Below are 12,423 nucleotides of genomic sequence, written 5' to 3' on the forward strand. Positions count from 1 at the left end.
CGCTGATCGACAGCGGCCGTTCTGCTTTCGAGGTCATGTTGCGAAGCGGATCAGTCCTGAAGAACTGGAAAACTTAAGGTCTGCAGCTCGGATGCCGGCCGGCCTTCGATGCGGGCGATCACTGCTTTTGCCAGGTCGCGCCCGGCCAGCCTGAAGTCCTCCCTGAGTGTCATAACTTCAGGACGAAGCCATTGCAGGAAGTCGTTCGACTGTTTCGAAACCATGTCGACATCGCGCGCCAGCTTCAGTCCGGCGTCCTCGATGCCGGCAACCAGCGCGACGGCACCGCCGCCGCTGCCGGAGATCACGCCATCGGGAGCACCCGGAGCGCGCATCGCCGCCTCGCAGGCAGCCCGGATATCCACCAGGGTGTTGTCGAGATCGACCGTGTTGAACGGAACCGATATCGCCCCGAAGTCGCGTAAACCCCGTTCGAAGCCGGTGCGCATGTGCATGTGATAGGTCAGCGACGGCGGCGGATGCAGCAGCATGATCCGGCGCCGGCCGCGCTCCACCAGCATGCGAACGGCATCATAGGCGAAACGCTCATTGTCGAAGTCGTGGTAGGGATGGACGAGGCCCATTTCCGTGCGGCCGTGTGTTCCGAAGGGAAAATTACGCTCCATCATCAGGGCGACGCGGGGATCCTTCGGCTCGGTTCGCGAGATAATGACACCGTCGGCCGCGCCAGTTTCAAGCACGTAACGTACTGGATCGAGCGGATCGCTGCGAGCGCTGTAGGGGGTGATGACGAGATGATACTGAGTGGCAGCCAGAATCTCCGAGATGCCGACGACCATGGGGCTTGTCAGGCCGATGAATTCTTCTTCCAGGCTGAGGATCAAGCTGATGACGTTGGTCTTGCCGGTGCGCAGGCGCACGCCGGCACGGTTGGGGTGATACCCGACCTGGGCTGCGACCAGCCGAACGCGCTCCTTCGTTTCGGCACCGATATCGGGGGCATCCTTCAAAGCCCGCGACACCGTGGTGATACCGAGCCCGGTCATGAAGGCAATGGTCTTCAAGGTCGGACGTTCATTTAGCGAGGGCGGCGCGATTGCTGCCCGGCTCTTGTGTTTCTCGTCCATTCCCCGCCCATCGCCTTCCCATTTTCAGGCCACAACGTCGCCGGGGCGGTGTTTGCCTGTATCCGCCCCAGGGAGCTCGCCAGCCTTATATATGATTCATGACGTCGGGGCACCCACTGCCCGTTCTGGCTTTGAACTCAAAATCTGTAACGATACAGTAGGCTTGTCGAGCTGTTTTTTCGGTTTCCCTAACGTGGTTCTCTGTAAAGTTGCATCATGCACTGCGTCATGAACTCTGTGCATCCGCGAGAAGTCGGTCTAGGCCAGTCGGTTGAAATTTCAAGAAAAATAAAGAAAAATCCGTGGTTTATGGCGATTTTAACCGAAAATGCGCCGCAACAATCCGTCGATCTCCGTATGAGCTCGACTAGCAATGCACCGCTTCAGGTTGTTTCAAGATTTTTATAAGGAATTATACGTTGTTGCGGTTGCGTCCGCTAATCGATTGAACTAAGTTTTTACGGTAACGTTACAGTGAGGGAGGAAAACTCATGAAACTGCGTTTGTTGGCTGCTGCATTGGCGGCGACTGTAGTGCTTCCATTGGGCATCGCTAACGCTGCCGATCTGGAAGTGACACATTGGTGGACGTCCGGTGGCGAAGCTGCGGCCGTCGCGGAACTCGCCAAGGCATTTGATGCCACCGGCAACAAGTGGATCGATGGCGCGATCGCCGGTTCCGGCGGCACGGCGCGGCCGATCATGGTCAGCCGCATCACCGGCGGCGATCCTATGGGCGCCACCCAGTTCAATCATGGCCGTCAGGCCGAAGAGCTGGTGCAAGCCGGCCTGATGCGCGATCTGACCGATGTTGCGACGAAAGAACACTGGAAGGACATCATCAAGCCTTCGAGCCTGCTCGACAGCTGCACGATCGACGGCAAAATCTATTGCGCCCCGGTCAATATCCATTCCTGGCAGTGGCTATGGCTTTCCAATGCCGCCTTCAAGACGGCCGGCGTCGAAGTGCCGAAGAACTGGGACGAGTTCGTCGCGTCCGCACCGGCGCTGGAAAAGGCCGGTATCGTTCCGCTTGCCGTTGGTGGCCAGCCCTGGCAGTCCGCCGGCGCGTTTGACGTGCTGATGGTGGCCATCGCCGGTAAGGACACCTTCAACAAGGTGTTCGGCGACAAGGACGAGGAAGTCGCCGCAGGTCCTGAAATCGCCAAGGTGTTCAAGGCTGCCGACGACGCCCGTAAAATGTCTAAGGGCAGCAATGTCCAGGATTGGAACCAGGCCACCAATATGGTCATCACCGGCAAGGCCGGCGGCCAGATCATGGGCGACTGGGCCCAGGGCGAGTTTCAGCTTGCGGGCCAGAAGGCCGGTACCGACTATACCTGCCTGCCGGGTCTCGGCGTCAATGAAATCATCTCGACCGGTGGGGACGCTTTCTACTTCCCGCTGCTGAAGGATGAAGAAAAGTCCAAGGCTCAGGAAGTGCTCGCTTCGACGCTCATCAATCCTAAGACACAGGTCGCCTTCAATTTGAAGAAGGGCTCGCTGCCGGTGCGTGGCGACGTCGATCTGGCTGCCGCCAACGATTGCATGAAGAAGGGTCTCGAAATCCTTGCCAAGGGCAATGTGATCCAGGGCACCGACCAGCTTCTGTCTGCCGACAGCCAAAAGCAGAAGGAAGACCTGTTCTCCGAGTTCTTCGCCTCCTCGATGACGCCGGAAGATGCGCAGAAGCGTTTCGCCGAAATCATCGCCGCCGCCGATTAACGGGGCAGTTTCTGTGGAAGACCGGCCCCGCTCGCGGGCCGGTCTGAAGCCCTTGGTGATTTCATGCCGGGCTTCGTCACGTCCTCATCAGAAAAACGCGATCCAGGGGAGGGTTGACCTATGACGGGCCAAGCAAACGCCGGCCGGCCAAACCAGTTGCTGCGCAATCTGCATTCGAAGATTGCCTCAATTCCAATGATACTCACCGCCGTCGTCATCTTTCTCGGCGGTACACTCTGGACGGTGTTTTATTCCTTCACCAATTCCAAGCTTCTTCCGCGCCTGACATTTGTCGGACTGGATCAGTACGAGCGTCTGTGGGCTGCACCCCGCTGGCTGATATCCATTCAGAATCTGGCCATCTACGGTATTTTTTCGCTGATTTTCAGCCTCGTCATCGGCTTCCTGCTGGCGGCGCTGATGGATCAGAAGATCCGCTTCGAAAATACCTTTCGCACGATCTTTCTCTACCCGTTCGCGCTCTCCTTCATCGTCACCGGCCTTGTCTGGCAGTGGATACTCAATCCGGAGTTCGGTATTCAGTCTGTTGTCCGCTCGCTTGGCTGGAGCACGTTTGCATTCGACCCGCTCTACAATCCCAGCATCGTCATCTACGGCATCCTGATCGCGGCACTCTGGCAGGGGACGGGACTTGTCATGTGCCTGATGCTGGCCGGTCTGCGCGGTATTGACGAGGATATTTGGAAGGCCTCGCGTGTCGATGGCATCCCGATGTGGAAGACCTATCTTTTCATCATCATTCCGATGATGCGCGCCGTGTTCATCACCACGCTGGTGATCATCGCCAGCGGCATCGTCCGGGTCTACGATCTCGTCGTCGCTCAGACCAGCGGCGGCCCCGGTATCGCTTCGGAGGTCCCAGCAAAATATGTCTACGACTACATGTTCCAGGCGCAGAATCTCGGGCAGGGCTTTGCCGCCTCTACCATGATGCTGCTCACCGTCGCCATCATCGTCGTCCCCTGGGCCTATCTCGAATTTGGAGGACGCAAGCGTGGCTGAGGTCTTAACTCTCGACAATCCGTCTGCCAAAACTGGCACTGCAACCAAGCTTGCCGCAGGGCCACAAGGCAAGAAGCCGCGGCCGATGCTGTCGCCGCGAAACATCATGATCTACGGCGCTTTGATCTTTGCCGCCGCCTACTATCTGCTGCCGCTCTACGTGATGGTCGTCACCTCGCTGAAGGGCATGCCGGAAGTCCGGCTTGGCAACATTTTCTCGCCACCGCTGGAGATTACCTTCGAGCCCTGGGTCAAGGCTTGGTCCAGCGCCTGCACGGGTCTTAATTGCGATGGCCTGTCGCGCGGGTTCTGGAATTCGGTGCGCATCACCATCCCCTCGACGCTCGTCTCCATCGCGATCGCTTCGATCAATGGCTATGCGCTGGCCAACTGGCGCTTCAAGGGTGCTGACCTGTTCTTCACCATCCTGATCGTCGGTGCCTTCATCCCCTATCAGGTGATGATCTATCCGATCGTCATCGTGCTGCGGGAAATGGGGCTTTACGGCTCGCTGACCGGCCTGATCATCGTGCATTCGATTTTCGGCATGCCGATCCTGACACTGTTGTTCCGCAACTATTTCTCCTCGCTGCCGGAGGAATTGTTCAAGGCGGCGCGTGTCGATGGTGCCGGTTTCTGGACGATCTATTTCAAGATCATGCTGCCGATGTCGCTGCCGATCTTCGTCGTTGCTATGATCCTGCAGATCACCGGCATCTGGAACGACTTCCTGCTAGGCGTCGTGTTCACCCGGCCGGAATATTATCCGATGACCGTCCAGCTCAACAATATCGTCAATTCGGTCCAGGGCGTGAAGGAATACAACGTCAACATGGCGGCAACCATCCTGACCGGTGCCGTGCCGTTGATCGTCTACTTCGTCTCCGGACGGCTTTTCGTCCGTGGCATCGCCGCCGGCGCAGTGAAAGGGTAATTGCATGAACACCAACAGCGTATCGGTCAGGGATCTGTCGTTGAGTTTCGGTGCCGTCACCGTGCTTCAAACTCTCAATCTCGACGTCAAGGACGGCGAATTCCTGGTGCTTCTCGGCTCGTCCGGTTGCGGGAAATCGACGCTTCTCAATTGCATCGCCGGTCTTCTCGATGTGTCCGAAGGTCAGATCTTCATCAAGGACAAGAACGTCACCTGGGAAGAGCCCAAGGATCGCGGTATCGGCATGGTATTCCAGTCCTATGCGCTCTATCCGCAGATGACGGTGGAGGGCAATCTGTCCTTCGGCCTGAAGGTCGCCAAGCTGCCACAGGCGGAAATCGACAAGCGCGTGGCGCGTGCGTCCGAAATCCTGCAGATCCAGCCGTTGTTGAAGCGCAAACCATCCGAGCTTTCGGGCGGGCAGCGCCAGCGCGTGGCGATCGGCAGGGCGCTGGTGCGGGATGTCGACGTCTTCCTGTTCGACGAACCCTTGTCCAATCTCGACGCCAAGCTCCGCTCCGAACTGCGTGTCGAAATCAAGCGGCTGCACCAGTCGTTGAAGAACACGATGATCTACGTCACCCATGACCAGATCGAGGCGCTGACGCTGGCCGACCGGATCGCCGTGATGAAGAGCGGCGTCATCCAGCAGCTGGCCGATCCGATGACGATCTACAACATCCCGGAAAACCTGTTCGTTGCCGGCTTCATCGGTTCGCCGTCGATGAATTTCTTCCGGGGTGAGATCAAGGACAGAGGTGGCCGCAAGGTCATCGAGATCAACGGTGTCGATTTCGCCATGGATGCCTATCCGGCCCGCGGCCCGCTGGAGGCCGGCCGCAAGGTCGTTCTCGGGGTCCGCCCCGAACACGTCAAGGTCGACGAGCCCGGCGCGGAAATCCATGACGCGGTTGTCGATATCGAGGAGCCCATGGGTGCAGACAATCTGTTGTGGCTGAAACTGGCAGGGCAGACCATATCGGTGCGCATTGCCGGCGCCCGGCGCTATGCGCCCGGAACGGCGCTCAAGCTTAGCTTCGACATGTCGTTGGCATCTGTGTTCGATGCTGTGACGGAGAACAGGATTTAGCGTATTTGGGAGAGGCTTACCCCCTTTGTCCCTCTGGAACATCTCCCCTCAAGGGGGAGATCAGCCGAGAGTTTGTGCCACACTCACGATTGAGGCACTGATGGTTGCGGTCATCTGCTCCTGAGGGGGAGATGACACGACGTGACAGAGGGGGGTAACCCCCTACACGAAAATATATTGGATAGTTTCGCATGACCACATTCATCCAGAACACCGCCATCGACCTTTCCGGCGATTGGCAGCTTGCTTCGTCCGACAACAGCCACGCGCTGACGATCGCCATTCCCGGTGACGTCCACAGCGCGTTGCGAGCGGCAGGCATGATCGCCGACCCCTATGCCGGCCGCAACGAGGATGATGTGCAATGGGTGGCGCACAAGGACTGGGTACTGGAGCGGACGTTCGATATTGACGCGTCAGAGCTTTTGGGCAGCTGGTATCTCGACATCGAGAGCCTCGACACGGTAGCCGAGGTTTATCTCAACGATGAAGCCGTGCTCCATGCTGAGAATGCCTTCCGCCGGTATCGGCCCGATGTCGGCTCCGTGCTGAAGGCTGGGCAGAACCGTTTGCGGATCGTCATCCGCTCTTCGATCGCCGCCGGCGAAAAAGCGCAGGCAGCTCAGCCGTTCTACATTCCCTATTCGACCGGCAATTCGCCGATCGCCAACGGCAACATGCTGCGCAAGCCGCAATGCCATTTCGGCTGGGACTGGAACATCGCGATCGCGCCGCTCGGCATCTACGGAACGATCGCGCTGAAAAAGCTCTCAGCCGCCCGCATCGAGCATGTGACAACGCGGCAGGTGCATCAGGTGGGCGGTGCCATCGATCTTCAGGTCACGGTGACGCTGTTTGCCCAGGAGCCCGGCGTCGTCGGAATCGATTTTGAACTTGATGGGCAGCACGAGCATCTGGATTGCGGCGTCAACGCCGGCGAAACCCGGGTCAGCCATGTCTTTAGCGTAGACAATCCGCAACTCTGGTGGCCGGCAGGCAGTGGCGAGCAGGCATTGTCGCAGCTGACTGTCGGGGTGCCGGGCGAAACCGTCACCCGCCAGATCGGTTTTCGTACGGTCGAACTGCTGACCGACAAGGATGCGGCCGGCAGCCGTTTCGCATTCCGTGTCAATGGCCGTGAAATCTTCTGCAGGGGTGCCAACTGGATCCCTGCCGATGCGCTGGTTTCGCGCGTCACGCCCGAGGGTGTCGAGGACCTGTTGCAGTCGGCCGTCGATGCCAACATGAACATGATCCGCATTTGGGGCGGCGGCTTTTACGAACCCGACTGGTTCTACGATATTTGCGACCGGCTCGGCATCATGGTCTGGCAGGATTTCATGTTCGCCTGCAATCTCTATCCCTCGACGCCGGAATTCCTTGAAAACGTCGCAGCCGAGGTCGACTATCAGGTCAAGCGGCTGTCCTCGCATCCCTCGATCGTTCTCTGGTGCGGCGACAACGAACTGGTCGGTGCGTTGACATGGTTCGAGGAAAGCCGGAAGGACAGGGATCGTTATCTCGTTTCCTACGACCGTCTGAACCGTATCATTGAGACCGGCATCAAGGCGGCCGCACCCGAGGCGATCTGGTGGCCGTCGAGCCCGTCGGTCGGCCCGCTTAATTTCGGCGATGCGTGGCATGCGGACGGTTCGGGCGACATGCACTACTGGTCCGTCTGGCACGAGAACAAGTCGTTCGACAATTACCGTACCGTGCGGCCGCGCTTCTGCTCGGAATTCGGTTTCCAGTCCTATACCTCGATGCCAATCGTTCGGCAGTTTGCAGAGCAGAAGGACCTGAACGTTGCGTCTCCGGTGATGGAAGCGCATCAGAAGAATGCCGGTGGCAACGAGCGCATCGCCGCCACGATGTTCCGCTATTTCCGCTTCCCGAAGGATTTTTCCAATTTCGTCTATCTCAGCCAGATCCAGCAGGGACTGGCGATCCGCACCGCCGTCGATTTCTGGCGGTCGCTGAAACCGCATTGCATGGGCACGCTCTACTGGCAGCTGAACGACACCTGGCCGGTCGCGTCCTGGGCCAGCCTCGACTACGGCGGCAACTGGAAGGCGATGCACTACATGACCCGGCGGTTCTTCCAGCCGGTCGCCGTCGCTGCCATCCCGTCCGATGATGGCAAGACCATCAGCTTTTCGATGGTCAACGACACGGCAGCGCCGGTCACGGTCGAATTGCAGACTTTTGCCGTTTCGCTGTCGGGTGAAAAACAGCCCTTGATGGCCGCTGCCGGCAGCTGCAGCCCGGATCGGGCCGATACGCTGATGACCATTGCCGCTTCCGAGATTCCCAAGGATGCGGTGCTGTTCTGGTCCTTTGAGGCCTCGAACGGCATGCGCGGCGAGGGACATCATGTTCAAGGCACCTACAAGGCGTTTGACCTTGAGCCTTCGGGGCTGTCCATTTCAGCGACACCCGTTGGTGACGGTTCCTATGGTGTCACGGTCTCCGCGACCGGTCTCGCCTTGCATGTGATGATCGAAGCCGATGTCGAAGGCCGCTATTCCGACAATGCCTTCGACCTGACGGCTGGTGAAAGCCGGGTCATTCGCTTTACGCCCCGGCAACCGCTCGCAGCTGGCGTTGCACCAGTCTTCACCGGCTACGACCTGCAGTCCTGTCAGGGCAATGGATAGGAGACCCTCATGCTGCGAAGCGAAGTCAACGCTATTATCGAGCGAAGCGATGCCTTCATGCGGCAGCATGGCTTCGTTCTGCCGCCGTTTGCCTACTGGTCGCCAGAGGAGCTGAAGACGCGGGTGGCGTCAGATACGCCATCGATTCGCGACACCCGTCTCGGCTGGGACATCACCGATTACGGCAAGGGCCGCTTCAGCGAGTTCGGCCTTGTGCTCTTCACCCTGCGCAACGGTTCGGCCGCAGCGCTCGCCCATGGCCGTGGCATGCTCTATGCCGAAAAGCTGATGATTACGGCCAAGGACCAGGTCAATCCACTGCATCGGCATGCGGTGAAAACCGAGGACATCATCAACCGCGGCGGCGGCACGCTGGTGCTGCAGATGTTCAATTCTTCAGCCGACGGCGATGTCGATGAGGCAACCGATGTGGTGGTTGCCACAGACGCCCGCCTGCGGACGTTGAAGGCCGGCGCCTTTCTGCGCCTGTCGCCCGGTGAAAGCGTCACGCTTCTGCCCGGCAACTGGCACGCCTTCTGGGCAGAAGGTGCTGATGTGCTGATGGGCGAGGTTTCCACCGTCAACGACGATCTCACCGACAATTATTTCCGCGAGCCCGTCGGCCGCTTTTCCACCATCCAAGAAGACACCAAGCCGAGCCATCTCTTGGTGTCGGACTACGACACCTGGCTCTCATAATCGATCCCAAGGAGGAATTCCCATGCAGACCGTCAGCTTCCAGCTTTACAGCGCCCGCAATTTCCCGCCGCTTGCCGATGTCCTGAAGACTGTCGGTGCCGCCGGCTACAAACAGGTCGAGGGATATGGCGCGCTCTATGCCGCACTCGACGATGCAGCTCTTGCCGCGCTGAAAGCCGACATGGACAACAGCGGTGTCACCATGCCGTCCGCCCATTTCAGCCTCGACCTCCTCGAATCCGATCCGGAACGCGCCCTGCACATCGCCAAGACGCTCGGTATCCAATCGATCTATTGCCCTTATCTTGCTGTCGAGAACCGTCCGACGGATGCGAGCGGCTGGAAAGCCTTTGGCGAGCGTCTGGAAAAGGCCGGCAAGCCCTTCCGCGATGCCGGTCTTGATTTCGGCTGGCATAACCATGATTTCGAATTCGTGGCGCTGCCCGACGGATCGATCCCGCAGGACCATATCTTTGCTGGCGGACCAAACCTGTCCTGGGAAGCCGATATCGCTTGGGTTATCCGCGGCGGTGCCGATCCCTTTGCCTATATCGAGAAATACGGCCAGCGCATCACAGCCGCGCACGTCAAGGACATCGCCCCGGCGGGCGAAAATGCGGATCAGGACGGCTGGGCCGATGTCGGCCATGGCACCGTCGAATGGGCCAGACTGTTCAAGGCGCTGTCGGCGACACCTGCCAAATATTACATCGTCGAGCACGACAATCCCAAGGACTACAAAGTGACGGCCGAGCGCTCGATCGCTTCGATCAAGACCTACTGAGAGAAAGACAGACCATGACACAGGAACACGTGACAGGGGACCTTGGCGTCGGCATCATCGGATGCGGCAACATCTCCACCACCTATTTCACGCTCTCGCCGCTCTTCAAGGGCATCAAGGTTATCGCCTGCGCCGATATCAATCCGGCCGCCGCTGAAGCGCGCGCGTCCGAATTTGGCGTCAAGGCACAGACCATCGCGGAACTGCTGGCCAATCCGGAGATCGACATTGTCGTCAATCTGACGATCCCGGACGCGCATTTTCCAGTCTCTAAGATGATCCTCGAAGCCGGCAAACACGTCTATTCGGAGAAGCCGCTGGTGCTGTCGCTGGAGCAGGGCGAGCAGCTGCGCGGGATCGCCACTGCCAACAATCTCAAGGTCGGCTGCGCTCCCGACACGTTCCTCGGCGGTGCCCACCAGCTGGCGCGCGACTATATCGACCAGGGCAAGATCGGCCGTGTCACCTCCGGCACCTGCCACGTGCTCAGCCCCGGCATGGAGATGTGGCATCCGAACCCGGATTTCTTCTTCCTGCCCGGCGGCGGCCCGATCCTCGATCTCGGCCCCTATTACATCGCCAACCTCATCAACCTGATCGGCCCGGTCAAACGCGTCGCGGCACTGACCTCGATGGCCAGTCCAAACCGCACCATCACCAGCGAGCCGCGCAAGGGCGAGGTTATTCCGGTGGAGACGCCGACGAATATCCACGCGCTGCTCGAATTCCAGAACGGTGCGACGATCACCTTGTCGGCAAGCTGGGATGTGTGGGCGCACAACCACGCCAACATGGAACTTTATGGAACGGAGGGCTCGCTGTTCGTACCGGATCCGAACTTCTTCGGCGGCACGGTCTCGGCCAGCGGCCGCGACAAGGACATCCAGCCGCTGGAGACCTGGGATCACCCATTCTCCGTTCCCAACCAGGAACACAAGCAGGGCATGATGGCCAATTACCGCACCGCCGGGCTTGCCGACATGGCGCTCGCCATCCTGGACGGGCGCGACGCGCGTTGCTCGCTGGAACGGGCTTTGCACGGCGTCGATGTCATGGTGTCGATCCTGAAATCAGGCGAAGAGGGCCGCTTCATCGAACTGACGACGACCTGCACCCAGCCGGCAGCCCTCGGCATCGAGGAAGCCAGGGCGCTGTTGCGTTAAAGCAATTCCAGCAAAAGTGCGCATCGGTTTTGCGTCCGGAATTGCAAAAACAAAGCCAAATCTGCGGGTAACCGGCAGTATCGCTTTGCACCGTCATCGCAATAAAATATACCGGATCTATCCCAATCCTTCCCGGAGCATCGCTGCTCCGGGAATTCCATTTTCAAAAACAGGGCAGGATAAAACGATGAGCTGGCAACCGGCTGATAATCGCTATGAGACGATGAAGTACAATCGCTGCGGCAAGACCGGGCTGAAGCTGCCGGCGATCTCGCTCGGCCTCTGGCATAATTTCGGCCATCAGACGCCGCATGAGCGCAAGCTCGACATGTGCCGCACGGCGTTTGATCTCGGCATCACTCATTTCGACCTCGCCAACAATTACGGCCCGCCTCCAGGCGCTGCCGAAACCGCATTCGGCGAAATCCTGCGCACCGATTTTGTCGGTCTGCGCGACGAGTTGATCATCTCGTCCAAGGCTGGCTACGACATGTGGCCGGGTCCTTATGGCGAATGGGGCAGCCGCAAATACATGATCGCCTCCTGCGACCAGAGCCTTGCCCGCATGGGTCTCGATTACGTCGATATCTTCTATTCGCACCGCTTCGATCCCGAAACGCCGCTGGAAGAAACCTGCGGCGCGCTCGACCATATCGTCCGCTCGGGCCGGGCGCTGTATGTCGGCATTTCCTCCTACAATTCGCAGCGCACCCGCGAAGCCGCCGCGATCCTGAAGGATCTCGGTACGCCGCTGATCATCCATCAGCCAAGCTATTCGATGCTCAACCGTTGGGTCGAGGATGACGGCCTGGTCGATACGCTGGAAGACCTCGGCATCGGTTCGATCGTGTTTTCGCCTTTGGCGCAGGGCATGCTGACGACCAAATATCTCGGCGGTATCCCAACCGACAGCCGCGCGGCGCAGAACCACTTCCTCAAGAAGGATTTCATTCGCCCGTCGATCATCGACAACATCAAGAAACTCAACGAGATCGCCGAAAAGCGCGGCCAGACGCTGGCGCAGATGGCGATCGCCTGGGTCCTGCGCGGCGGCCGCATCACCTCAGCCCTGATCGGCGCCAGCCGTTCCTCGCAGATCGTCGATTGCGTGGCAGCGCTGAAGAACGACACGTTCACGGCGGAAGAACTGGCCGAGATCGACGCCTACGCCAAGGAAGCCGACATCAACCTGTGGGCCTCCTCGGCCGAGCGCGACTAAGCATCGGCTTACCTCCTCACGCAATAGAAAAAGGCACCGGGT

10 protein-coding genes are annotated in these 12,423 nt (G+C 59.2%); 9 read left to right on the plus strand and 1 reads right to left on the minus strand.

The window, feature by feature from the left end; genetic code table 11:
* Positions 1–50: 50 nt before the first annotated feature.
* Complete coding sequence (locus tag ACP7BS_RS03120; RefSeq protein ID WP_426227981.1) at positions 51–1,088, minus strand: LacI family transcriptional regulator; 1,038 nt, start codon at positions 1,086–1,088, stop codon at positions 51–53.
* Between the two features lie 491 nt (positions 1,089–1,579).
* Here ACP7BS_RS03120 and ACP7BS_RS03125 point away from each other — a divergent pair, with 491 nt between their 5' ends.
* From ACP7BS_RS03125 to mgrA, 9 genes are all read left to right on the plus strand, one after another.
* On the plus strand, positions 1,580–2,812 hold the full coding sequence (locus ACP7BS_RS03125) for an ABC transporter substrate-binding protein (protein WP_426236033.1): 1,233 nt from the start codon (positions 1,580–1,582) through the stop codon (positions 2,810–2,812).
* A 120-nt stretch (positions 2,813–2,932) separates the two neighbouring features.
* The gene (locus tag ACP7BS_RS03130) at positions 2,933–3,835 is read left to right on the plus strand and encodes a carbohydrate ABC transporter permease (RefSeq protein WP_426227985.1); all 903 of its coding nucleotides are present in this window, start codon (positions 2,933–2,935) and stop codon (positions 3,833–3,835) included.
* An 85-nt stretch (positions 3,836–3,920) separates the two neighbouring features.
* Positions 3,921–4,769: a carbohydrate ABC transporter permease gene (locus tag ACP7BS_RS03135; RefSeq protein ID WP_426228540.1), complete on the plus strand. Its 849-nt coding sequence runs from the start codon at positions 3,921–3,923 to the stop codon at positions 4,767–4,769.
* 4 nt (positions 4,770–4,773) lie between these two features.
* Positions 4,774–5,859 carry an ABC transporter ATP-binding protein gene (locus ACP7BS_RS03140; RefSeq protein ID WP_426227987.1) on the plus strand — a complete coding sequence of 362 codons (1,086 nt, stop codon included), beginning with the start codon at positions 4,774–4,776 and terminating at the stop codon, positions 5,857–5,859.
* A gap of 191 nt (positions 5,860–6,050) precedes the next feature.
* Entirely contained in the window at positions 6,051–8,516 is a 2,466-nt protein-coding gene (locus tag ACP7BS_RS03145; RefSeq protein ID WP_426236035.1) for a beta-mannosidase, read from the plus strand.
* Positions 8,517–8,525: 9 nt separating this feature from the next.
* Positions 8,526–9,215, plus strand: coding sequence for a D-lyxose/D-mannose family sugar isomerase (locus tag ACP7BS_RS03150; protein WP_426227991.1), 690 nt, complete (start codon positions 8,526–8,528; stop codon positions 9,213–9,215).
* A gap of 22 nt (positions 9,216–9,237) precedes the next feature.
* Positions 9,238–9,999 carry a sugar phosphate isomerase/epimerase family protein gene (locus tag ACP7BS_RS03155; protein WP_426236037.1) on the plus strand — a complete coding sequence of 254 codons (762 nt, stop codon included), beginning with the start codon at positions 9,238–9,240 and terminating at the stop codon, positions 9,997–9,999.
* 29 nt (positions 10,000–10,028) lie between these two features.
* Positions 10,029–11,162, plus strand: a complete 1,134-nt coding sequence (locus ACP7BS_RS03160; RefSeq protein ID WP_426228542.1) for a Gfo/Idh/MocA family protein — start codon at positions 10,029–10,031, stop codon at positions 11,160–11,162.
* A gap of 187 nt (positions 11,163–11,349) precedes the next feature.
* Positions 11,350–12,381: an L-glyceraldehyde 3-phosphate reductase gene (gene mgrA / locus ACP7BS_RS03165; RefSeq protein ID WP_426236038.1), complete on the plus strand. Its 1,032-nt coding sequence runs from the start codon at positions 11,350–11,352 to the stop codon at positions 12,379–12,381.
* The last annotated feature ends 42 nt before the right edge of the window (positions 12,382–12,423 follow it).

The sequence above is a fragment of the Pararhizobium sp. DWP1-1-3 genome (assembly GCF_049896125.1).
In the GTDB taxonomy this organism is placed as follows: domain Bacteria; phylum Pseudomonadota; class Alphaproteobacteria; order Rhizobiales; family Rhizobiaceae; genus Pararhizobium.